Origin of the sequence: Anoxybacillus sp. MB8 (genome assembly GCF_011006755.1) — a bacterium.
GTDB classification, from domain to species: Bacteria; Bacillota; Bacilli; order Bacillales; family Anoxybacillaceae; genus Anoxybacillus; species Anoxybacillus gonensis.
Map to the genome: position 1 here is coordinate 41,098 of NZ_RXXX01000008.1, position 23,096 is coordinate 64,193.

At 44.1% G+C, this 23,096-nt stretch carries 26 protein-coding genes; 1 reads left to right on the top strand and 25 read right to left on the bottom strand.

Going from position 1 to position 23,096, the window contains the following annotated elements; all coding sequences use genetic code 11:
- Positions 1-28 precede the first annotated feature (28 nt).
- The 21 genes from trmD to EKC99_RS04940 all read right to left on the bottom strand — a co-directional run bounded on the left by trmD (position 29) and on the right by EKC99_RS04940 (position 20,289).
- On the bottom strand, positions 29-766 hold the full coding sequence (gene trmD / locus EKC99_RS04840; protein WP_019418397.1) for a tRNA (guanosine(37)-N1)-methyltransferase TrmD: 738 nt from the start codon (positions 764-766) through the stop codon (positions 29-31).
- Complete coding sequence (rimM, locus tag EKC99_RS04845) at positions 763-1,284, bottom strand: ribosome maturation factor RimM (protein ID WP_305793587.1); 522 nt, start codon at positions 1,282-1,284, stop codon at positions 763-765. The genes trmD and rimM overlap by 4 nt, the downstream gene beginning before the upstream one ends.
- Positions 1,284-1,667 carry a YlqD family protein gene (locus EKC99_RS04850; RefSeq protein ID WP_163150806.1) on the bottom strand — a complete coding sequence of 128 codons (384 nt, stop codon included), beginning with the start codon at positions 1,665-1,667 and terminating at the stop codon, positions 1,284-1,286. The genes rimM and EKC99_RS04850 overlap by 1 nt, the downstream gene beginning before the upstream one ends.
- A 48-nt stretch (positions 1,668-1,715) precedes the next feature.
- The gene (locus tag EKC99_RS04855; protein ID WP_163150807.1) at positions 1,716-1,943 is read right to left on the bottom strand and encodes a KH domain-containing protein; all 228 of its coding nucleotides are present in this window, start codon (positions 1,941-1,943) and stop codon (positions 1,716-1,718) included.
- Positions 1,944-1,946: 3 nt separating this feature from the next.
- Positions 1,947-2,219 carry a 30S ribosomal protein S16 gene (gene rpsP, locus EKC99_RS04860; RefSeq protein WP_004891099.1) on the bottom strand — a complete coding sequence of 91 codons (273 nt, stop codon included), beginning with the start codon at positions 2,217-2,219 and terminating at the stop codon, positions 1,947-1,949.
- Positions 2,220-2,314: 95 nt separating this feature from the next.
- Positions 2,315-3,655 (bottom strand): signal recognition particle protein, encoded by a 1,341-nt coding sequence (ffh, locus tag EKC99_RS04865; protein ID WP_009732862.1) that lies wholly within the window; start codon positions 3,653-3,655, stop codon positions 2,315-2,317.
- Positions 3,656-3,667: 12 nt separating this feature from the next.
- Positions 3,668-4,000 carry a putative DNA-binding protein gene (locus EKC99_RS04870; protein WP_019418394.1) on the bottom strand — a complete coding sequence of 111 codons (333 nt, stop codon included), beginning with the start codon at positions 3,998-4,000 and terminating at the stop codon, positions 3,668-3,670.
- 71 nt (positions 4,001-4,071) lie between these two features.
- Entirely contained in the window at positions 4,072-5,070 is a 999-nt protein-coding gene (gene ftsY / locus EKC99_RS04875; protein ID WP_009732860.1) for a signal recognition particle-docking protein FtsY, read from the bottom strand.
- 6 nt (positions 5,071-5,076) lie between these two features.
- On the bottom strand, positions 5,077-8,637 hold the full coding sequence (gene smc, locus EKC99_RS04880; RefSeq protein ID WP_163150809.1) for a chromosome segregation protein SMC: 3,561 nt from the start codon (positions 8,635-8,637) through the stop codon (positions 5,077-5,079).
- A 59-nt stretch (positions 8,638-8,696) separates the two neighbouring features.
- The gene (rnc, locus tag EKC99_RS04885; protein WP_009732858.1) at positions 8,697-9,413 is read right to left on the bottom strand and encodes a ribonuclease III; all 717 of its coding nucleotides are present in this window, start codon (positions 9,411-9,413) and stop codon (positions 8,697-8,699) included.
- Between the two features lie 69 nt (positions 9,414-9,482).
- Positions 9,483-9,719 (bottom strand): acyl carrier protein, encoded by a 237-nt coding sequence (acpP, locus tag EKC99_RS04890; protein ID WP_003394967.1) that lies wholly within the window; start codon positions 9,717-9,719, stop codon positions 9,483-9,485.
- A gap of 98 nt (positions 9,720-9,817) precedes the next feature.
- A complete protein-coding gene (locus tag EKC99_RS04895) occupies positions 9,818-11,008 on the bottom strand; it encodes an RNA-guided endonuclease InsQ/TnpB family protein (protein ID WP_240468797.1) in 1,191 nt (396 codons plus the stop codon).
- A gap of 204 nt (positions 11,009-11,212) precedes the next feature.
- Positions 11,213-11,956: a 3-oxoacyl-[acyl-carrier-protein] reductase gene (gene fabG, locus EKC99_RS04900; protein WP_163150811.1), complete on the bottom strand. Its 744-nt coding sequence runs from the start codon at positions 11,954-11,956 to the stop codon at positions 11,213-11,215.
- Positions 11,953-12,894 (bottom strand): ACP S-malonyltransferase, encoded by a 942-nt coding sequence (fabD, locus tag EKC99_RS04905; protein ID WP_075039027.1) that lies wholly within the window; start codon positions 12,892-12,894, stop codon positions 11,953-11,955. The genes fabG and fabD overlap by 4 nt, the downstream gene beginning before the upstream one ends.
- 11 nt (positions 12,895-12,905) lie before the next feature.
- Positions 12,906-13,895 (bottom strand): phosphate acyltransferase PlsX, encoded by a 990-nt coding sequence (gene plsX, locus EKC99_RS04910; protein WP_075039026.1) that lies wholly within the window; start codon positions 13,893-13,895, stop codon positions 12,906-12,908.
- Positions 13,892-14,476: a transcription factor FapR gene (gene fapR / locus EKC99_RS04915; RefSeq protein WP_042533842.1), complete on the bottom strand. Its 585-nt coding sequence runs from the start codon at positions 14,474-14,476 to the stop codon at positions 13,892-13,894. Before fapR ends, plsX begins: the two co-directional genes overlap by 4 nt.
- Before the next feature lie 75 nt (positions 14,477-14,551).
- Positions 14,552-16,609, bottom strand: coding sequence for an ATP-dependent DNA helicase RecG (recG, locus tag EKC99_RS04920; RefSeq protein WP_305793586.1), 2,058 nt, complete (start codon positions 16,607-16,609; stop codon positions 14,552-14,554).
- Positions 16,593-17,480, bottom strand: coding sequence for an L-serine ammonia-lyase, iron-sulfur-dependent, subunit alpha (gene sdaAA, locus EKC99_RS04925; RefSeq protein ID WP_042533838.1), 888 nt, complete (start codon positions 17,478-17,480; stop codon positions 16,593-16,595). The genes recG and sdaAA overlap by 17 nt, the downstream gene beginning before the upstream one ends.
- Before the next feature lie 23 nt (positions 17,481-17,503).
- Positions 17,504-18,166 carry an L-serine ammonia-lyase, iron-sulfur-dependent subunit beta gene (gene sdaAB / locus EKC99_RS04930; RefSeq protein WP_042533836.1) on the bottom strand — a complete coding sequence of 221 codons (663 nt, stop codon included), beginning with the start codon at positions 18,164-18,166 and terminating at the stop codon, positions 17,504-17,506.
- A gap of 84 nt (positions 18,167-18,250) precedes the next feature.
- The gene (locus tag EKC99_RS04935; RefSeq protein WP_163150813.1) at positions 18,251-19,909 is read right to left on the bottom strand and encodes a DAK2 domain-containing protein; all 1,659 of its coding nucleotides are present in this window, start codon (positions 19,907-19,909) and stop codon (positions 18,251-18,253) included.
- Between the two features lie 17 nt (positions 19,910-19,926).
- The gene (locus EKC99_RS04940; RefSeq protein ID WP_006323120.1) at positions 19,927-20,289 is read right to left on the bottom strand and encodes an Asp23/Gls24 family envelope stress response protein; all 363 of its coding nucleotides are present in this window, start codon (positions 20,287-20,289) and stop codon (positions 19,927-19,929) included.
- Between the two features lie 220 nt (positions 20,290-20,509).
- Between EKC99_RS04940 and rpmB the strand changes: the two genes are divergently transcribed.
- A complete protein-coding gene (gene rpmB, locus EKC99_RS04945; protein ID WP_003394988.1) occupies positions 20,510-20,695 on the top strand; it encodes a 50S ribosomal protein L28 in 186 nt (61 codons plus the stop codon).
- Positions 20,696-20,724: 29 nt separating this feature from the next.
- Here rpmB and spoVM read toward each other — a convergent pair whose 3' ends face one another.
- The 4 genes from spoVM to rsgA form a co-directional block, all read right to left on the bottom strand.
- Complete coding sequence (gene spoVM / locus EKC99_RS04950) at positions 20,725-20,805, bottom strand: stage V sporulation protein SpoVM (protein ID WP_003394991.1); 81 nt, start codon at positions 20,803-20,805, stop codon at positions 20,725-20,727.
- 74 nt (positions 20,806-20,879) lie between these two features.
- Positions 20,880-21,518, bottom strand: a complete 639-nt coding sequence (locus EKC99_RS04955; RefSeq protein WP_026011811.1) for a thiamine diphosphokinase — start codon at positions 21,516-21,518, stop codon at positions 20,880-20,882.
- A gap of 32 nt (positions 21,519-21,550) precedes the next feature.
- Positions 21,551-22,207, bottom strand: a complete 657-nt coding sequence (gene rpe, locus EKC99_RS04960; RefSeq protein ID WP_009732847.1) for a ribulose-phosphate 3-epimerase — start codon at positions 22,205-22,207, stop codon at positions 21,551-21,553.
- A gap of 2 nt (positions 22,208-22,209) precedes the next feature.
- Positions 22,210-23,091: a ribosome small subunit-dependent GTPase A gene (gene rsgA, locus EKC99_RS04965; protein ID WP_009732846.1), complete on the bottom strand. Its 882-nt coding sequence runs from the start codon at positions 23,089-23,091 to the stop codon at positions 22,210-22,212.
- Between the last annotated feature and the right edge of the window lie 5 nt (positions 23,092-23,096).

Sequence of the window (23,096 nt, forward strand, 5' to 3'; positions counted from 1 at the left end):
TAGCATAAAGATGTATCGGATGCAAGAGTTACCGCTCATTTTTTTCCCATTGTTCAATCCATTTTTTTTGCTGTTCTGTTAGTTCATACGTTTCAAGTAAATCCGGTCGTCGCAACCACGTACGACGCAACGATTCTTTTTGACGCCACTCTTCAATTAAACGATGGTTGCCAGAAAGAAGAACGTCTGGTACTTTCATGCCTCGAAAATCCGCAGGCCGCGTATAATGCGGATGCTCAAGTAAGCCAGAGCTATATGAATCAAGGACAGAGGAATGTTCGTTGCCAAGCACGCCCGGAAGCAAGCGAACGACGCTATCGATGACGACCATCGCCGCCAGCTCTCCGCCCGTTAACACATAATCTCCAATGGAAATTTCATCCGTTACGACATGCTCACGAATGCGCTCGTCATATCCTTCGTAATGGCCGCAAATGAAAATTAAATGTTGTTCTTTGGCGAGTTCCTCCGCCTTTTTTTGTGTGTAGCGTTCTCCTTGTGGGCAAAGTAAAATAATGCGCGGGCGATGTTCGCTCTGTTTCGTTAAATGATCAACCGCATCGAAAATCGGCTGTGGTTTTAATACCATCCCAGCGCCACCGCCATAAGGATAGTCATCTACCGTTTGGTGTTTATTATCGGCAAACTCGCGAAAATTGACGAGTTGAAACGTAACCGCCCCTTTTTCTTGCGCTCGTTTTAAAATCGACTCTTGAAGCACGCCGGTAAACATCGTTGGAAATAAAGTGAGCACGTCGATTTTCATTCGTCAAGCAGTCCTTCCATGACATGAATGGTAATCGTTTTATTTTCGACATCGACTTGTTTGACGACATCTGTAATGTAAGGGATAAATACATCTCCACCTTTTTTCCGTTTCACGACCCATACGTCATTTGCTCCTGGCGTTAAAATTTCCTTTACTTCGCCAATCGTTTCGCCATCTTCGGTTACAACGGTGCAGCCGATAATTTCGTGGAAATAATATTCTCCTTCATCAAGCGGTTGAAGTTGGCTTTCTGGCACTTTAATCATGGCGCCTTTGAATTTTTCAACTAAATTGATGTTGTCATATCCTTCAAACGTCAATAAATCAAACGACTTATGAACTCGATGGCTCGCCACTTTCACTTCAATTGGCGGCTCGCTTCCCATAAAAATATATAGCACATTTCCGATTTTATACCGTTCTTGCGCAAAATCTGTGCGTGAAATGACGCGCACTTCACCGCGAATGCCGTGCGTATTGACAATCTTTCCGACATTAAACCATTTCACAACGATCACCCCTCGCGTATGTCAACAACAATTCCATCTTCAATAATAATCGTTTTTTGAGGCGACCAACGATCACCGATGTGAACGTCGATAATCGCCTCCACCTCTCGTTCTTTTATTTCGCTTCCTACCGGTAATATGCGCAATTGTTCGAGAAGGAAGTCAAGTTCCGCTATTTTTTGACGTCGAACTTGCATTTCTCGTTCAAACTTTTCTTTAATTTGTTTCGGTGGAAACGATGTTTGCTTTTCCATTCGTTTTTGTTCAAAAATAAGCTGTTCACATTGTTGTTCAAGCTGTCGTTTTTGTGCCGTCAATTGTTGAATAAGCTGTTGCTTACTTTTTTCTGTCAATCGTTGTCTCACTTCAACCGTTTGAATAATTTTCATGGCGCACCGCCTTTCTGAACGAAAAAAGGGGAGGTATCTCCCTCTCCCTTACTCTTCGATGCGTACGTCTATTCGCTTCTTCGACTCGTTTGCTGCTTGAACAACGGTACGAATCGCTTGAATGATTCGTCCGTTTTTTCCGATCACTTTTCCAACGTCTTCGTGATGAAGGGCAATCGAATATGTGATCGATTGTTGTTGTTCCGTTTCGCGAATGACGACGCATTCCGGATGATCGACAAGTAACCGAACAATCGTCTCAAGCAACGTTTTCATACATTACTTTCCGTACTTTAAGTTGTGGAATTTTTCTAAAATTCCTTGTTTTGAAAGCAAGTTGCGCACCGTATCAGATGGTTTCGCACCGTTTTGTAACCATTTTAACGCAAGCTCTTCGTTAATTTTAATTTCTGCAGGCTCTGTTAATGGGTTGTATGTGCCGATTGTTTCGATGAAACGACCGTCACGTGGAGAACGAGAGTCTGCAACAACGATACGATAAAATGGTGATTTTTTTGCACCCATACGTTTTAAACGAATTTTTACTGCCATAATTGTAGCACCTCCGAAAATATTTCACACAAGATAGTATATTAGCAATAAACGTTTTGTTTGTAAAGTGTTTTTTCTTAACACTATCATTTTGTTTACATGAACGGGAAACGGAACCCTTTCTTTTTCCCTTTTGGTATAGTTGTCATCATTTTCATCATTTTTTTCATTTCGTCAAACTGTTTCAACAAGCGGTTGACGTCTTGAACCGTCGTTCCGCTTCCTTTAGCAATTCGCTTTTTGCGGCTTGAGTTAATGATGTCTGGGTTCATTTTTTCTTCTTTTGTCATTGAGCGAATAATCGCTTCTACGCGGCTAATTTGTTTTTCATCAATTTGTAAGTTGTTGAGCCCTTTCACTTTGTTCGCGCCCGGCAACATTTTTAAAATTTCATCAAGCGGACCAAGTTTGCGCACTTGTCCAAGCTGTTCTAAAAAGTCGTCAAGGGTAAATGATGCGGTGCGCATTTTTTGTTCGAGCTCTTTTGCTTTTTCTTCATCAACCGCGGCTTGCGCTTTTTCAATGAGCGTCAGTACATCGCCCATGCCTAAAATGCGCGATGCCATCCGCTCCGGATGAAACGGTTCAAGCGCATCGAGTTTTTCGCCCATACCGACGAATTTAATTGGCGTGTTTGTGACCGCTTTAATGGACAACGCCGCTCCACCGCGCGTATCGCCGTCGAGCTTCGTCAAAATGACGCCCGTTAAGCCAAGCTGTTCGTTAAAGCTTTGTGCGACGTTTACCGCATCTTGTCCTGTCATCGCATCGACGACGAGGAAAATTTCATCTGGTTTCGTCACTTCTTTCATTTGTTTTAATTCGTCCATCAGCGCTTCGTCGATGTGCAGTCGCCCTGCGGTATCGATTAACACATAATCGTAGTGTTCTTCTTTCGCTTTTGCGATCGCTTGCTTGGCAATTTCGACCGGGCTCACTTGATCACCGAGCGAAAACACAGGGATGTTCAATTGTTTACCTAGCGTTTCAAGCTGTTTGATCGCTGCCGGACGGTAAATGTCACCGGCAACAAGCAACGGTTTGCGATTATGTTTTTTGCGCAGTAAGTTCGCTAATTTCCCTGTTGTCGTCGTTTTCCCTGCCCCTTGCAAACCGACCATCATGACGACGGTTGGCGGGCGGCTTGCGACAGCAATTTTGCTATTTTCTCCTCCCATTAATTCCGTCAATTCTTCTTTGACGACTTTAATGACTTGCTGCCCTGGGGTCAAACTTTTCAACACTTCTTGTCCGACAGCTCGCTCGCTTACTTTTTTCACAAAGTCTTTAACAACTTTAAAATTGACGTCAGCTTCTAATAGCGCTAGCCGCACTTCGCGCATCATTTCTTTTACATCGGCTTCCGTGACTTTGCCTTTGCCACGAATTTTATTCATGACATGTTGCAGACGGTCGGCCAATCCTTCAAATGCCATCGTTACCGCCCCCTACTCTAATTTCTCCAACTCCGCAACGAGCTTTATCAGCTCTTCATCGTTCGGATAGCGTTCGGCAATATGCGTCTTTAATACATCTAATAATTTTTGCCGCTGTTGAAACTTTTGAAAGAGCAATAGTTTTTGCTCATAATCTTCTAACATCGCTTCCGTCCGTTTAATATTATCGTATACAGCTTGACGACTCACTTCGTACTCTTCGGCAATTTCACCGAGGGAGTAATCGTCTAAATAATAAAGGGACATATAGTTCCGTTGCTTCGGCGTCAACAACGATTGGTAAAAGTCATATAAGTAATTCATTCTCGTTGTTTTTTCTAGCATGAAACTCCCCCCTGTTAAGTGAAACGCCTTTACATGACTTTAGTGTATATGTTTTAACCGATGCTGTCAAGTTATTCTCCTTGCGCTTCTTCACGCTCCATAAACGATGAAAATAATCCGTAAACGAATTGTTCTGCGTTAAACGGCTCTAAATCGTCCATTTTCTCTCCTAAGCCGACAAATTTCACCGGGATGTTTAGCTCGTGGCGGATTGCTAACACGATGCCCCCTTTTGCTGTTCCGTCAAGCTTCGTTAACACGATACCGGTCACGTTCGTTGCTTCTTTAAACGTTTTCGCTTGGCTCATCGCATTTTGTCCCGTCGTTGCATCTAACACGAGCAACACTTCATGTGGTGCACCAGGTACTTCTCGTTCAATGACGCGTTTCACTTTTTCAAGCTCTTTCATTAAATTCACTTTATTTTGCAAGCGACCAGCTGTATCGCACAGCAAAATATCGACGTTGCGCGATTTCGCCGCTTGAATTGCATCATACATCACCGCAGCCGGATCGGAGCCTGCTGACTGTTTAATCACTTCGACACCTACTCGCTCTCCCCATACTTCTAACTGTTCAATCGCCCCCGCGCGGAACGTATCGCCTGCGGCAAGCATCACTTTTTTTCCTTCGTTTTTTAATTTATATGCGAGCTTTCCGATCGTCGTCGTTTTTCCGACGCCGTTGACACCGACAAATAAAATAACCGTTAAGCCGTTTGGCTGAATGTTTAGTTCTGTCGTTTCATCGCCGCTCGCTTGATATATATCAATGAGTTTTTCGGAAATGACGCTATACATTTCTTTCGGGTCTTGAATGTTGCGGCGCTTCACTTCCATTTTCAACTCATCAATAAAATCCATGACCGTTGCTACACCAACGTCTGACGCAATTAAAATTTCCTCTAGTTCTTCAAAAAACTCTTCGTCCACTTTTCGATAGCGGGCGATTAAGTCATTCACTTTTCCCGCAAAAGAGTCGCGCGTTTTTTCTAAGCCGCGCTTAAACTTTTCCGTTACTGTATCCGCTTGTTTTGCAATTTTTTCTTTTAACTTTTTAAAAAAACTCACCGTTTCTCATCCTTTCTTTCCAGTTGCTTCTTCCAATCGAACAGAAACAAGTTTCGATACGCCTGATTGTTGCATCGTTACTCCGTACAATACGTCTGCTTCTTCCATCGTTCCCTTTCGATGAGTAATGACGATAAATTGTGTTTCGTGGCTAAATTTCTTTAAATATTTCGCATATCGTTGCACGTTCGCTTCATCTAGTGCGGCTTCCACTTCATCGAGCACGCAAAACGGAACAGGTCGAACGTTTAAAATAGCAAATAAAAGCGCAATGGCAGTCAGCGCTCGTTCACCGCCTGATAATAAACTTAAATGTTGCAGTTTTTTGCCCGGCGGTTGTGCGACAATATCGACACCTGTATGAAGTAAATCGTTCGGATCGGTCAGCTTTAAATCCGCTTTTCCTCCTCCAAACAATTCGACGAACACGCGCGCAAATTGCGTACGAATTTGTTCAAACGTCACCGCAAATCTTCGTTTCATTTCATCGTCCATTTCGTCAATCACTTGATAAAGTGTATCTTTCGCGCGTTGTAAATCTTCTTTTTGTTCCGTTAAAAAGCGATGGCGCTCAAATACGCGTTCATATTCTTCAATCGCGCCAAGGTTCACCGTCCCGAGCTCATCAATCGCCAATTGAATGAGCTTTACTTTTTTCCGCGCTTCTTGCGCTGGGATGTGAAGTGGGAACGCTTCTTTCGCCGCTTCAAACGATAGTTTATATTCTTCACGAAGTCGATTTAACAAGTGATCTAACTCCATATCAAAACGAGCGAGCTTCACTTCTTCGTCTTTTAACGTATCTGTTAACTGTTTATGTTGACGTTTCAGCTCTTTTATTTCTTTTTCGAGCTGTTCAAGCTTCGTTTGGTATTGTAGTCGTTGTTCACGGCGGCTAGCGATCAGTTGAATCGTTTCTTCTTTTTGCTTCGTTTTTTCTTTGCATATTCGTTCGAGCTGTTGTTCATCTTCCGTTTGCTCGTTCATATGCTGAATGAGTTGATGCCGCTCTTCTTCCATTTTTGCGCGCGTTCGCTTCGTTTCTTCCCATTCTTCGACAAGTCGCCGCACATGTTGTTCTTCATTTCTTACATGTTCTTGCTTTTCTGCGAGCGCGACTTTTAAAGCGGTCAGCTGTTCTTGCATTTGTTCTTTTGATTGTTGTTCGAGCTGTTTTTTTTCTGTCCATTGCTGTACTTGTTCGTCAATATGAGCGATGTTTTTCTCTAACTCATTAAGCTGCTGCATGACATCGTGAAGTCGAGCGGTCAGCTGTTGTTTTTCCTCCTCAAGCGTTTGTCGTTCATAGCGATACACAGCTAGTCGCTCATCCATATGTTTTTTTCGGAGATCTAGTTCCGTCCATGCGCTTTTTTCTTCTTGCAGCGCCATACGGTTTGCTTCTAGTTCCGCATAAAGATGCTCTCGTTGCTGTTCGGCTTGGGCAATCGTCTCTTTTTCACGCTGGATGCGCTGTTCGAGTTCAATCGTTTTTCGTTCGATTTCGCGAAAACTTGCTGTCACTTCTTCAAGTTCACGTGTGCGGCTTAATAATGAACTCGTCTGTTTGTTTACCGTTCCTCCCGTCATCGCTCCACCAGGATTCACAACATCTCCGTCAAGCGTGACGAAACGATAGCGGTATTGCAGTTGGCGCGCAAGCTCATTCGCTCCTTTTAAGTCGCGCGTAATAATGACCGTTCCAAGAATGTTTGTCATCACTTGCGCGTACGTTGCTTCATACGAAATTAATTCGGAAGCGACGCCAACGTAAGCGGGATGTTTCATCATATCCGCCCGAACAGATGGAGGAAGCGATTTTCCTTGAATGACGTTGAGCGGTAAAAAAGTAGCTCGTCCGTACGCATGTCGCTTTAAAAACTGAATGGCTTCGCGTGCGCTTTGTTCGTTCTCTACGACGATATGTTGCGCTGCTCCGCCAAGCGCCACTTCGATCGCTGTCTCTAGCTCAGACGGCACCGTCATCAGTTCAACGACAGCCCCATGAATGCCTGGAAGGCGATCTTTTGCTTTTAATACTTCTTTCACACCTTGGAAAAATCCAGCATATTCTTGTTGCATCGCTTCAAGCATTTCTTTTTTTGATTTCATTTTTTGTACGTATTGGTACGCTTCATATAACGTCGCTTCTTTTTTGCGATATTGTTCTTTTTGAACCGCTAATTGTTGTTCTTTTGTTTTTACTGCTTCTTCTTGCTCGGCGATGCGCTGCTGTAATTGGTGAACAAGCTGTTGCTTTTGTTCCCATTGTTGAACGATTTGCTCGTATGCCCGAATATGCTCGTCGTTTGCAGCGATCAGCTGTCGTTGTTTCTCTTCGTTTTTTTGCAACTGTGCTTCCGTGTGCGTCCGTTCATTTTTCAACGTCGCTTGCTCGTGAACGAGATCGATATATTCGCTTTTTAGCCGTTCAATTTCAGCCTCTGCTTTCGGACCGTAAGCGGAAAGCACGTTATTTTTTTCTTTTAATTCAGCTTGAAGCGCTTGCACATTTGTTTGAAGCTGTTGAAGCAACTTCTTTTTTTCTGCAATGGTCGCTTCCAGTACACGTTCGCGCTCAGCCAGTTGGGCCACCGTTTGTTCCATTTGGTGTTGTTGCTTATGGGCGTTGTTTTTTCGCTCTTTTAATACTTGTTTTTTTCCTTCCATTTTTTCTAGCTCTTCGCTCACAAGCAATAACACTTGTTGTAAGCCGTCAATCGACTCATCGAGCGCCGTCAGTTCATGGCGCAATTCAGCGATGTGCGCTTCTTCTTTTTGTAGCGTCGTTGCTAATTCGATCTCGTTTTGTTCATGTATAGCGAGCTGTTCTTTTAACGCTTCCCATTTTTCATGTAGCTGTTCAATTTCATAGACGATGAGCCCGACTTCGTATGTTTGTAGTTGTTCTTTTTTCTCGAGATATTCTTTCGCAATGGACGCTTGTTGTTTCAACGGTTCTAGTTGTTGGTTTAACTCATGTAAAATATCTTGCACGCGTTGTAAATGATCTTCTGTTTCGCTTAACTTGTGTTCAGCCTTTTTTTTCCTCATTTTATATTTTAACACACCGGCTGCATCTTCAAAAATCATGCGACGCTCTTCCGGTTTACTGCTTAAAATTTCTTCGACTTTTCCTTGGCTAATGATCGAAAACGCTTCGCGACCAACGCCTGAATCCATAAATAAATCAACGATATCTTTTAAACGACACGGCTGTTTATTAATAAAAAATTCGCTATCTCCCGAGCGATACACACGTCTTGTTACACTTACTTCTTCGTATTCAAGTGGCAAAAATTGATCGCTATTATCAAGCGTTAATGTTACTTCAGCCACGTTTAACGGTTTGCGCGATTCGCTTCCTGAAAAAATGACGTCTTCCATTTTTGCCCCGCGAAGCGACTTCGCCGATTGCTCCCCAAGCACCCAACGAATCGCATCTGTAATGTTGCTTTTTCCGCTTCCGTTCGGACCGACGATGGCCGTCATCCCCGGAACAAAATCGATTGAAATGCGATCTGCAAAAGATTTAAATCCGATAGCTTCTAATCGTTTGAGGAACACGTATATCCCCCTTCATGTAAAAGATGTAACAATAAGCAAGGCTGTCCTTTCGCACCGGATCAGCCTTGTTGTGATTGTTTTAGCTTAGCTAATGCCATTTGTGCGGCGCGTTGTTCTGCCTCTTTTTTCGAGCGACCAATGCCAACGCCAAGCTCTTCCCCGTTTAACGATACGCGCGATACGAACTCTTTATTATGTGCAGGACCTCGTTCTTGTAAAATTTTATATTCTAAAATGCCGCTGCCATCACGTTGTACGAGCTCTTGTAGTTGACTTTTGTAATCCATCACATGAGAAAAAGCACCTTCGCGAATTTTCGGGAACATCGTTTTCCCTAAAAATTGTACGACTGCCTCTATACCTTGATCTAAATAAAGCGCTCCAATAAAAGCTTCAAACACGTCCGCTAACAATGATGGACGCATTCGCCCCCCCGTTAGCTCTTCTCCTTTGCCGAGCAAAACGAGATCGCCAAACGATAGCGCATGAGCGAACGTAACAAGCGATGGTTCGCAAACGATCGCTGCCCGCAGTTTCGTTAATTCCCCTTCGCTCATTTGCGGAAACTGTTCAAATAAATATTGTGAAACGGTCAATTCAAGGACGGCATCTCCTAAAAATTCAAGGCGCTCATTATCTTCATGTAGCCGCTTTCGATGCTCATTCACATATGATGAATGGGTAAATGCTTGGATGAGCAATTTTTCATCGCGAAAAAAAATGCCAATTTGCTCTTGAAACTGTTTAAACTTCACGTACGGTCGTTGCTTCGACATGCATATGAACCCCCAACTATAAACGTAAAAAGCATAGAAAGCCCCGCTTACAAAACGGGACTTTGCTTATTATGATAGACGGCTTTTTATGTAGTTTACTGCGTCACCGACAGTAACAATTTTCTCCGCCTCTTCATCTGAAATTTCCATATCAAATTCGTCTTCTAACTCCATAACAAGCTCAACGACATCAAGCGAATCTGCTCCTAAATCTTCTTTGAATGAAGATTCAAGCGTCACTTGTGACTCCTCGACACCAAGGCGATCTACGATGATTTTCGTTACACGCTCTAATACGTCTGCCATTTTATTCACCTCCCCTCAAGCCATTAGGTTATCAATTTTATCAAAATCATAAAATCATGGGAAAGATTTTAATAAAATTGTTTATCCGTCCACGTCGTTTAAGCGACATGTACTCGGATTGGGTGTAACCCCACACCCGCTATCCCATTGGCAAACGCCTTTGGGAATACTTTTCTCATGATGTTGTATGCTCCATTGACATCTGCGTGGATGAGCGTTCCGTTTTCAGATTGAAACAGCCCACGCTTGATTCGTTTTCCTTTGTATTCCTTTTGTTTCTTCATTTCTTCCATGTCTAAAAAACTGCATTTCGATGTATAGCTTTCTTCTGTCACGATGACACGAATGCCATGCTGTACCGCTTTGTACTGCAACTGATGAAGAAACGTTTGATACGGAATGTGAACGAACGCTTGATTCGTACGCTTTCCGAGATGGACTTCACGCTTCCAATCTTTATTCATCCCCACCACAATCGTATCGCAGTCTAAAGACAGCGCATGTTTGATGACAAAGGCACTCGCTTGGTGCATAAAGTTTTCTACGATGCGGTTTCGTTTTTCTGTCATTTTGCTCATTCGTTTTGTCCAATCGAGTCCATTCATTTGTTTCGCTACTTTGCGGTAGTGGCTCATTTGTTTGTTGTAGTATTGATTGGCGGATTTTAGACCTTTACCATTGATGACGATCGGCTGTTTCCCCACGTTGTTCACAATGGTTGCGAAGTTATCTAATCCTAAATCAATACCGATGTATCTGTTGTGATCTTGTTTTTGCGCTGGAATAGGAATTTTGTAAACGACTTCGACGATGATATGGCGGTGTTTCGGAATGAATCGGACTTGTTGTAGCTTCCCTTTCATGTTTGTCTTTAACCGAAACCCTTGAAAACAGATAGGAAATGTTATATGATCATCGACGACTTTGCATGATTGATTCGTTAGCACAAGTACATATCGTCCGTCTTTTTTGAGATATTTGGGCGGTTTCGGTCTGCCTGTATATTTGTCTTTGTTTTTTGTCCAATCTTTCATCGACTTAAAAAATGATTGCCAATTTTGATGCAACATCCTTAACGTTTGTTGGGCACATTGAGCCATTGGCATCGCTCGATAGTCTGTATCCATCCCTTCTGTTTTCAGCAGCTTGTCTAGCTTGTTGTAAGAAAGATACGTGCCGTGTTGAAAAAACGTTTGCCTCACTTGATAGTTGGCGAAGTTGTACAAGTTTTTTGACCGAAAACAATACTCGTCGAGCATCGGATAATACGGATGAGTGGCGTAAATCATATGCCTTTCCACTCGATTCACCATTATGATGGTTGTTCACCTCGCCCTCTCTTTTAATATACATGTTCATCAGAGAGCCATGCAATAACATGTAAAAATAATAACAAAAGAAGTGGTGTTTTTAAATACATTTTATTGAAGTCTTTCATATATTTTTACGGTTTAGTTAAAAAACAGAACGATATCAGAAAATAAAACGAATTTTTACATGACCATGCCGCCATCGACGTGAATCGTTTGCCCTGTCATATAGCTTGCCCCATCTGAAACAAGAAACGCGACGACATGGGCAATATCTTCTGGATTTCCGAAGCGTGCGAGCGGGATTTGTTGCAACATCGCTTGGCGCACCTCTTCGCTTAATTGGTCTGTCATATCTGTCGTAATAAATCCAGGCGCAACAGCGTTCACCGTAATGTTTCGGCTCGCGAGTTCTTTTGCTGCCGTTTTCGTCAGTCCAATGACGCCTGCTTTCGCTGCAACGTAGTTTGCTTGACCAGGGTTGCCGCTCACGCCAACGATCGATGCGACGTTTACAATTCTTCCGTAACGTTGTTTCATCATCGGACGGGTGACAGCTTTCGTACATAAAAAGACGCCTTTTAAGTTTGTGTTAATGACTGCATCCCATTCTTCTTCTTTCATGCGCATAAGCAAATTGTCGCGCGTAATGCCTGCGTTGTTTACTAAAATGTCAACGCGCCCCCAGCGTTCAAGCACTTCTTTCACCATGCGCTCGACCGCTTCGCCATTTGCCACATCGGCTTGCACAGCGAACGCTTCGCCACCATGTTCCACAATTTGCGCAACAACTTCATTCGCTTTCGCTTCGCTCCCTGCATAATTGACCGCTACTTTTGCACCGAGGCGAGCGAGATGTAAAGCAATTTCACGTCCGATTCCACGTGATGCCCCTGTCACAATTGCTACTTTTCCTTCCATCTTCATTCTCCTTTCAACGCAGTCACCGTCGCTGCAAACGAAGCTTCATCAAAAATCGAATAGACGTTGACATGACGGTTTATTTTTTTCACTAGACCGCTTAATACTTTTCCAGGACCGATTTCGATGAACGTATGTACACCAAGATCGATCATCGTTTGAATCGATTGCTCCCAACGAACGGGTGAATACAATTGTTCAACAAGACGTTGTTTTATTTCCGTTGCATTTGTCATCGGCTCAGCTGTCACGTTTGAAATGATCGGCACAGCACTTTCTTGAAACGACAATGTGTCAAGCACAGATGAAAACTGCTCTGCCGCTGGCTTCATTAAAATGGAGTGAAACGGTCCGCTTACTTCAAGTGGAATGACTCGTTTTGCCCCTTTTTCTTTTGCAAGTTGTGACGCTCGCTCAACCGCTTCTTTTGCTCCGGAAATGACAATTTGTCCCGGGCAGTTTAAGTTGGCTAATTGAACAGGCGATGATTGTGTCGTCACTTCATCAACGACTTGCTGTAACGTCGTCTCATCCATGCCAAGCACCGCCGCCATCGTTCCTTGTCGTGCTGGAACGGCTTTTTCCATTAATTCCCCGCGCTTCCGCACCGCATATACCGCATCAGAAAACGACAGCACAGACGCTGCAACGAGCGCGCTATATTCTCCGAGGCTATGTCCTGCTACATAATGCGGATGAATACCCGCTTCTTTTACTTTTTGTAAAAATGCGATGCTTGTCGTGAGCAATGCTGGCTGAGCGTTTTCTGTTTTTGTTAATACGTCTTGTGGTCCTTCAAAAATAAGTTGTGACAAAGACATTTGCAATCGTTCATCTGCTTGGCGAAAAATCGATGCTACCTTCTCATCTTTTTCCGCCCATTCTTTTCCCATCCCGACTGTTTGTGAACCTTGTCCTGGAAAAATAAATGCGATTTTCCCCATCATAGCACCTCTTATTTTGTAATTTCCGCGATCGATTGTTTCACCGTTTGTACGACTTCGTTGGCGACCATATCACGCGCTTGGCGTACGGCATGAAAAATAGCGTGGGCGTCCGATGAACCGTGCGCTTTAATGACAGGTGCACGTAAACCGAACAGCGCTGCCCCACCGTATTCAGCGTAATCCATCTTTTTCTTCAATTGCATGAGCTGCGGCTTTAAAGCAAGCGCCGCTATTTTACTTACTACTCCGCTTGTCAGCGCCGATTTTAACATCGAAAAAACAGCGATCGCCGTTCCTTCGATTGTTTTTAACGCCACGTTGCCGGTAAATCCGTCAGTGACGACGACGTCAGCTACTCCTTCTAATAAATCGCGCGCTTCCACGTTGCCGATAAAGTTTAGCGGGGTCTCTTGGATCAGTTGAAACGCTTTTTTTGCTAATTCATTTCCTTTTTGATCTTCTGTTCCTACGTTTAATAAGCCGACGCGCGGGCGAGCAACACCGCGCACTTTTTCTGCATATGCTGCACCCATCAACGCATATTGCATTATATGTTCTGGGCGGGCATCAACGTTTGCGCCAACGTCTAACAACACAAATCCTTTTCCACCAATCGTTGGCAACGTCGGAGCTAAGGCAGGACGATCAATGCCGTCTATGCGGCCGACGATAAACAGCCCTGCTGCCATTAAAGCTCCTGTATTGCCTGCCGAAATGCACGCATGAGCGCGCCCTTCGCTCACTTCATTGGCCATTAATACCATGGACGCCTCTTTTTTACGGCGAACGGCACGAACGGGTTCATCTGTTGCTTCAATTACTTGTTCCGTATGAATGATCGATAGTCGTTCATCGTTTGTGATGTATGGGCGAATGAGCGTCTCATTCCCGACAAGCGTAATTTCAATATCGTGAAAATGCTCAATCGCCTTTTGTGCACCGATCACGACTTCTTTTGGTGCGTGATCGCCTCCCATGGCATCGATTGCGATTTTCATTTTTCTTCTCCATCCTTTTTGACAACATTTGAACGATACATGTGAAATTCTCCTTGAAAGACAAGCTCTTGACCAACGTAGCTATTCACTTCAACGACTGTGCGCCCATTTTCATTTAAGTTTGTTACTTTCGCTTTCGCGACGACCCGTTCTCCTTCTTTGACGGGACGCATAAAACGAATGTGTGCTTTTGCCGTTAAAGCTAATTCATCGTTAATGACCGCTACCGCAAGCGAATTGGCTTGTGCGAATAAATGATGTCCTCGCGCAATTTGATTTCGTTGAAATACATGTTCTTTTTTTACATCAAAAATTGAAATGGCACTTTCATCTAACTGTATATCAATGATTTCTCCGATCACTTCTTCAATAGGCAACGACTTTACTTCGTCAGCAAATGTGCGCTCAGCTACATGTTTAATGCGCTCGCGCAACTCCGGAATCGACAGTTCTAGGCGATCGAGGCGGATCGTTTGAATGCTGACTGAAAATTTTTCGGCAAGCTGTTCGTCTGTAATAAATGGATTTTCTTCGATCGTTGCTTGCAGTAATCGTTGCCGTTCTCGTTTATTTCTTCTCATTTTCGATCCACCATCCGAATTATTACTAGGTACTAATAGTAGTATATAACACCCAAGATGACATTTCAACCACTTTTAATCTAATTTTTCACCGCTTAAAATGCCTGATTGCTGTAAATGTTCACGAAGAAGAGCGTATTTTTCTTCCCGCCAAAAGGCAGGGGAATCGATGAGGCGGGCTGCATCTTGTCGTGCCACTTCTAAAATGCGATAGTCGTGGACGAGATCGCCGAGACGAAACTCAGGCATGCCGCTTTGTTTCGTGCCAAAAAAGTCGCCCGGCCCGCGCAGTTCTAAATCTTTTTCAGACAACACAAATCCGTCGTTCGTTTCCGTCATAATGCGCATGCGCTCTTTTCCCGTTTCCGACTTTGGATCGGCAACTAAAATACAATACGATTGAGCTTGTCCGCGCCCCACTCGCCCGCGCAACTGATGGAGCTGGGCAAGGCCGAATCGATCAGCATCGTAAATGACCATGACCGTCGCGTTCGGGACGTTTACCCCAACTTCCACAACAGTTGTAGATACTAAAATATGAATATCATTTACACTAAATGCACGCATCACTTCTTCTTTTTCTTCTGAAGATAAACGGCCGTGCATCAATCCGATGCGATACCGCCCTTTATAATAGTGCGTTAACATCGCATGAACGTCGATTGCGTTTTGAACATCAAGCTTTTCCGACTCTTCAATGAGCGGACAAATCACGTATGCTTGATGTCCTGCCTCAACTTGTTTGGCGATAAACTGAAAGACGCGCTCAAGCATGTCGTGCTTGACCCAATACGTTTCGATTTTTTTTCTTCCTTTCGGCATCTCATCAATGACGGAAACGTCCATTTCTCCAAACGCAGTAATCGCAAGAGTGCGCGGAATCGGTGTTGCCGTCATAAACAACACATCGGGCGATTGCCCTTTTTCACGTAAAATGCGCCGTTGTTCGACACCGAAACGATGTTGCTCGTCTGTAATGACTACTCCAAGCTGAGCAAAATTGATGTCATCTTGAATGAGCGCATGTGTCCCAACAACAACATGAACGTCTCCCGCTGCCAATTGTTCAAGTAACTGTTTTCGCCTTTTTCCTTTCACAGAACTCGTCAATAGCTCGACGCGAATGCCCATCGGTTCAAGGAGCGCACGGAGCGATTCGGCGTGCTGTTCGGCTAAAATTTCGGTCGGCACCATTAATGCCCCTTGATATCCGGAAACATATACTGCATACAATACAATAGCCGCAACGACGGTTTTTCCTGACCCGACATCACCTTGTAATAGCCGATTCATCCGATATGGCGACTTTAAATCTTGAACAATTTCACGGACAACCCGCTGTTGTGCGTTCGTGAGCGGAAATGGAAGCGACTGAATAAACGTTTGAAGCTGTTCATCTGAAAAGCGATGTGCAATGCCCGGTGACTGTTCACGGCGATATTTTTTTAACGCTTGCATTTTTAATTGAAAAAGTAAAAATTCTTCATAAACGAGCCGCCGTCGCGCTTGTTTCAGCTGCTCATGCGAAAGCGGCATATGAATCGCTCGTATCGCGTCACGTTTCGATACGAGCCGATATGTTTGCAACAATTCGCAAGGCAACGGGTCGACAATCGCATCGCCGTATTGTTGTAACGCGAGCGCTATAAAACGGCGCATCCCTTTCACCGTTAAGTCTCCTCGCGTCGAATAGACCGGTTCAATTTCCTTTTTTTGTTTTATTTCACCGATATGAAGCTGTTGCACCGTAATTGTTTGACGATGTTTATCCCACTTTCCTGTCATCGTCACCGTTTCGTGCAAAGCTAGTTTCTTTTTTAAATAAGGTTGGTTAAAGCAAATAGCCGTCACTAAAAAACGATCCACAAGCACACGAAACGTTAATCGCGACTTTTTGCGTTGATAATACGTAACGGTAGGCTCGCTGTACACTTTGCCGACAATCGTTATTTTTTCATCATGCTTTGCTTCTTCTAATGCACATATGCGATAATCTTCATAACGAAAAGGGAAGTGATACAACAGTTGTTCAATCGTATCAATTCCCATGTCATGAAGCGCTATGGCTGTTTCTTCTCCAATTCCTTTAATCGCTGTGACTGGTTGTGGTAATACGTCACTCACGTTTCTCATTCGGCTTACCGAAAATGCGCGCTTCTAATTTGCGCGCAGTCGGCGTGGCCGCTAACCCTCCTTGTGCTGTTTCTTTTAATGCAATCGGCATTGTTTGACCGATGCGAAACATCGCTTCAATGACCTCATCGCACGGAATGCGGCTTTGTATGCCAGCAAGCGCCATATCGGCAGCAATCATCGCATTGGCCGCTCCGATCGCGTTTCGTTTTACACACGGTACCTCAACTAAACCTGCGACCGGATCACAGACGAGTCCGAGCATATTTTTTAAAGCGATAGCCATCGCCTCCGCCGCTTGTCTCGGCGTGCCACCAGCCATCTCGACGAGCGCTGCTGCTGCCATGCCTGCCGCTGATCCAACTTCTGCTTGGCAACCGCCTGCCGCACCAGAAATGGAGGCATTGTTTGCGACTACAAACCCGAATGCGCCAGCTGTAAATAAAAATTCAACCATTTGTTCGCGCGTCGGTTGCAGTTTTTCTTTCACCGCAAATAATGTGCCTGGGACGACACCAGCTGATCCTGCTGTTGGTGTCGCGCAAATCATCCCCATCGCCGCGTTCACTTCGTTCGTTGCCATCGCCTTGCTGACGGCATCTAAAATCGTTTCCCCTGATAAAAATTGCCCACGCGCAATATATTGTTGTAAGCGTGTCGCATCGCCACCTGTTAACCCAGAATGAGAGCGAACGCCCGCTAATCCGCGCATAACGGCTTGTTCCATCACTTGTAAGTTTTTCTCCATTTGCGCCACAATATCCTCTCGGCTACGCTCGGTCACTTCCATTTCTTGACGAATCATCACTTCTGCAATTTTTATTTGTTCGCGTTCTGCTCGTTCCACAAGTTCTGCTACATTTCGAAACATCGTTGTCTCCCCTTTGCGCCGCTTTACTCCACAATTTTTGTTACGTCAATAATATGTGGCAACGTTTTTAATTGCTCCACAATCGCATCATCAATATTTTGATCTACTTCAATTGTCATAAGCGCTTGTTTTCCTTTTTCTTTCCGCGATACTTCCATATGGCCGATATTGATGGCGTATTTCGCTAATACGTTCGCAACGCCTGCAATCGCCCCGTAACGATCGTTATGCATAATTAAAAGTGCAGGGTGATGGCCAGAAAGCTTAAGCTCAAAGCCGTTCAGCTCGATGATTTCAATTTTTCCACCGCCAATAGAAATGCCGACAAGCTCGAGCTCCCCTTTTTCATCGCCGATGCGAATTTTTGCCGTATTTGGATGAGGCGGAATCGCTTCTTCTTCATGAAACGTAATGCGGATCCCTTCTTGTTTGGCGATGTGTAACGATGTTTTCATTCGTTCATCAAACGTATCAAAGTTTAATAACCCGCCGACGATGGCGACATCTGTTCCGTGTCCTTTGTACGTCTCAGCGAATGAACCGTAAAAGAAAATGTCCGCCCATGCTGGCTTTCTTCCGAATAAGTTGCGCGCGACTTTGCCAATGCGCACCGCCCCAGCTGTATGCGAACTCGACGGGCCAATCATAATCGGGCCAATGATGTCAAATACACTCCGATATTTCACGCTTTGTTCTCCCCCTTGTCATCTTCATGAAAAAGAAGGGGAACGTTCCCCTTCTTTATCGTATGTGAATTACAACAATACGCTTTATTCAATCGCAAAAATAAACGGATATAACGGTTGTCCGCCGTGATGTGTTTCTACTTCAACGTCCGGGAATTGCTTTTCAATCCATTGAACGACATGTGCGGTTTGTTCATCCGTCGCATCTTCACCAGAAAGAATGGTGACGATTTCATCTTCTTCGCTAATGATATGGGAAAGTAACGTTTCAACGACATGCATGAGCTCTTTGTGAGAGACGACAATTTTCCCATCCGCAATGCCCATATAATCGTCTTTCGTAATTTCAACACCGTCAATATTTGTATCGCGGACAGCAAACGTCACTTGTCCTGTTTTTACACGATGAAGCGCCTCTGTCATCGCTTCTTCGTTTTCTTCTTTTGTCGCAGAAGGATTAAATGAAAGCAATGCAGTCATTCCTTGCGGCACCGTTTTTGACGGAATGACGACAACATCACATGAAGCGACCGAAGCGGCTTGTTGAGCTGCTAAAATAATATTTTTATTATTTGGCAAAACAAATACCGTTTCCGCATTCACTTCTTCAATCGCCTTGACGATGTCTTCTGTGCTCGGATTCATCGTTTGTCCACCTTCGATGACCGCATGAGCGCCGATGCTTTTAAACAATTCAGCAATGCCATCCCCCATCGCTACCGTAACGATACCGTACGGGAGACGTTCTTGCTTTTTCGGTTGCGGCACATTTTCGTGGACAATATTCGCATGTTGTTCGCGCATGTTTTCGATTTTAATGTTAATTAAACTTCCGTAACGTTGCGCATATGTGAGCACTTCTCCTGGCTGTTCTGCATGAATGTGCACTTTCACTAATTCATCGTCCGCAATCACAAGAAGCGAATCGCCGAAGCGGCTCAAATCTTGGCGAAACGTTTCTTCTTGAAACGGATGTTTGGCTACTTTTTCTTGCTCAAATTTCACCATAAATTCCGTACAATATCCAAATTCAATGTCATCTGCGCTCAAATGGCTTTGTACATTGCGGTGATGTTCGGTGCGGACGAGTTGTTCCATCGACAACGTTTCTGATTCCGCAATCGTTTCCCCTTTTAATGCCGCTAAAAAGCCTTCGTATACGAACACGAGACCTTGTCCACCGCTGTCAACGACGCCTACTTCTTTTAATACAGGAAGTAAGTCTGGCGTGCGCTTTAACGACGCTTTTGCCTCTTTTAACACTTCCGTCATGACGGTGACGATGTCCGTTTCTTTTTTCGCAACGGTAACAGCGCGTTTCGCCGCATCTTTCGCAACGGTTAAAATCGTTCCTTCAACCGGCTTCATTACCGCTTTATACGCCGTTTGCACGCCCGCTTCAAGCGCTGCAGCAAACTCTTTGCTATTGATTTCGCTTTTTTGTTCAACCGCTTTCGCAAATCCGCGGAATAGTTGCGATAAAATAACGCCTGAGTTTCCGCGAGCACCCATTAATAATCCTTTGGCTAATGCGCTCGCCACTTTTCCAATATGGTCCGATACGTGGTTTTTCACTTCTTTCGCCCCAGAAGTCATCGACAAGTTCATGTTTGTCCCTGTATCGCCATCTGGAACGGGAAAGACGTTTAATGCGTCTACTGTTTTTGCATTGTTCGCTAAATGTGTCGCGCCTTGCAATACCATTTGTGCAAAGCGTTTCCCATCTAATGTTGTCATGACCACAGACTTGTTCCTCCTCACTACGGATTCGTCACACGAACCCCTTGAACATAGATGTTGATTGACTGAACAGATAAACCTAACGTTTGATCTAACGTATACTTCACTTTCGTTTGTACGTTATGTGCAACTTCAGAAATTTTCGTACCGTAGCTAACGATAACGTATAAATCGATGTGCACTTCGTCGTTTTCTTGACGGACAACAATTCCTTTGGCAAAATTTTCACGGCGTAAAATTTCAGCAATGCCGTCTTTTAATTGATTTTTTGATGCCATGCCGACAATCCCATAGCAATCGACTGCCGCTCCCCCAGCAATCGCTGCAATGACATCGTTACTAATTTCAACACGACCGTATTTTGTTTGTAATTCAATGGACATCGCTCAAGTCCCCTTTCTGATTAGGTAGCTAACGCCATTGTACTATACTCAGCTTATTTTTAAAAGCTTCTACCCATAGTATATTTACCCGAAACAGAAAACAGATGTCAAGGTTATTTTCTTGAAAGAGTATGTCAGAAGTATTGCAATCCGTTTTTATGTATGATAAATTATAGTAGTGTTTTGAGCACGTAGTTTGGCAAGTGAGGAGGGAAACAAAATGGCAAAATGCTTTGTGACTGGTAAGAAAAAATCTTTCGGAAACGCTCGTTCTCATGCAATGAATGCGAGCCGCCGTACATGGAAAGCAAACCTTCAAAAAGTTCGCATTTTAGTTGACGGAAAGCCAAAGCGCGTTTGGGTTTCTGCTCGCGCATTAAAATCCGGAAAAGTAGAACGTGTGTAATAGAAAAAAGCACCAATCATTTGGTGCTTTTATCCTTTTTTAAACGAATTTAACATCGCCCGAACAATTCCACCTAAAAACTTCGGCAACTTAATCGTATAAAATTTCACGATCATTCCCTCCCCTACTGTGCACATTCTTCCACTAATATATTCATCTCCGCACAAATCGTACCTCGAAGCGTTTATTTTTCATCCTTGCTTCTTATCATCATTAATATGCCTTCAGTGAATGAAAAAGTACCAAAATGATGGATGAGTTCATTGCTTACGCATAATGTTGATCCGAGCGGCACATCGCATGCATCGAGCGGATATTTAAATCCGCGAAGCGTTAAGGCGCGAATCGGGGTCAAAGGAATAAATGAAATATACGTGTATTCGTCTCGCTTTTCAACGATATGCTCCCCGCTGCGATACAGCGTTACGACATTTTGGCGATCGATTAACTCAATTTGTCCATCTTTTCCTTTAAACAAAAGCTGAACGTTTCCGAATAAATGATCAAGTCGTCCGCCTGTCGCTCCAAACAAACGAATGTTTGTCGCTTGTTGTTCAAGCGCCCATTCAAGTGCAATGTCTGTATCGGTTTGATCTTTTTCCGCTGGCCATATATCGATGTGCGGTAATTTCATTTTTAATTGTTGTAGCTCTTGTTCGCTGATGGAATCAAAATCTCCGAACGCTCGTTTTGGTATGATGCCGGCATGAAGCAATGCGAGAACCCCCCGATCTACCCCTACCCAATATACATCATCTCCATCATATGCCTGTAAATGAGGTAAAAAATGAATCGGACCACCTGCAACAATATGAATAATCAACCGATATCCCCCCTTTATAAAAGAAGGATGTGTCAAGATGACACACCCTCACGAATGGCGCGAATCGCTTGAGCGCGATCAGCTTGATTATAAATGGCTGATCCTGCAACGAGAACGTTCGCACCGGCTTGCACACAACGCTTTGCCGTTTCAGCGTGAATGCCACCGTCTACTTCAATTTCCACAGAAAGCCCTCGTTCGCGAACGAGTGTCGAAAACGCACGAATTTTTGGCAGCACAGCTGGAATAAACGATTGTCCGCCAAAGCCTGGATTGACCGTCATAAATAAAACTAAGTCAATATCTTCTATGATGTGTTCAATCATCGCTATCGGCGTATGCGGGTTTAGCGCTACTCCTGCTTTCACACCGTGTTCTTTAATTAAATGAATCGTGCGATGTAAATGTGGGCAAGCTTCGACATGCACCGTTAAATAATCTGCTCCTGCTTTCGCAAACGTCGGAATATAGCGATCAGGTTGTTCAATCATTAAATGAACGTCAAGCGGAAGTGTCGTCACCGGACGAATGGCTTCCACGATTAGTGGTCCGATAGTAATGTTCGGAACGAAATGACCATCCATCACATCGACATGAATGTAATCCGCTCCTCCCCGTTCTACGTCTACAATTTCTTCGCCAAGTTTAGCGAAGTTCGCAGATAAAATCGATGGCGCAATTTTAATCATGTTCAATACCTCGGCTTTCGTTCTTTGATTTCCTCGATAAAGCTTACGTAATGTTCGTAACGGTAAGAAGGAATGTCTCCGGATGCTAACGCCTCTTTCACCGCGCATTTCGGCTCCGCTGTATGCGTACAACCGCGGAATTTACAATCGCCGCTCCTAGCAACAAACTCAGGAAAACAAAGCGGCAATTGCTCTAGTTCGATTCCGTTAAATTCTAATGCGCTAAATCCCGGCGTATCCGCAACGAAACCGCCTCCGATTTCAATTAATTCGACATGTCTTGTCGTATGTTTTCCTCGTCCGAGATGGTGAGAAATGTCGCCCGTTTTTAACTGCAAGTCAGGACGTAACGCATTTAATAAAGACGATTTTCCGACACCTGACTGTCCTGCAAATACGGATACGTTTCCTTCGAAGTAAGGGAGTAATGATTCAACCCCTGCACGCGTTTTCGTCGACACTTCTAACACATCATATCCGATTTGACGATAATCGCGAATATATTGTTCGATGCGTGGCTTTGTTTCATCGTCTACTAAATCCATTTTACTTACAACAATAATTGGGCGAATGTGCTTTGCTTCAATTAAGACGAGAAAGCGGTCGAGCAATGCCGGGCTAAAATCTGGCTCTACCGCTGAAAACACTAAAATCGCTTGGTCGATATTTGCAATCGGCGGGCGAACAAGTTCATTTTTCCGCTCAAATACGTCTAATATGTACCCTTCTCGTTCATTTTCCGCCTGAAAGGAAACGTAGTCGCCGACAAGCGGCGTCACGTTCCGCTTGCGAAACACCCCACGACCACGACATTGATACACTCGCCCTTCACTTAACACGTAATAAAAGCCGCTTAACGCTTTAATAATTTTTCCTTCCGCCATGACTT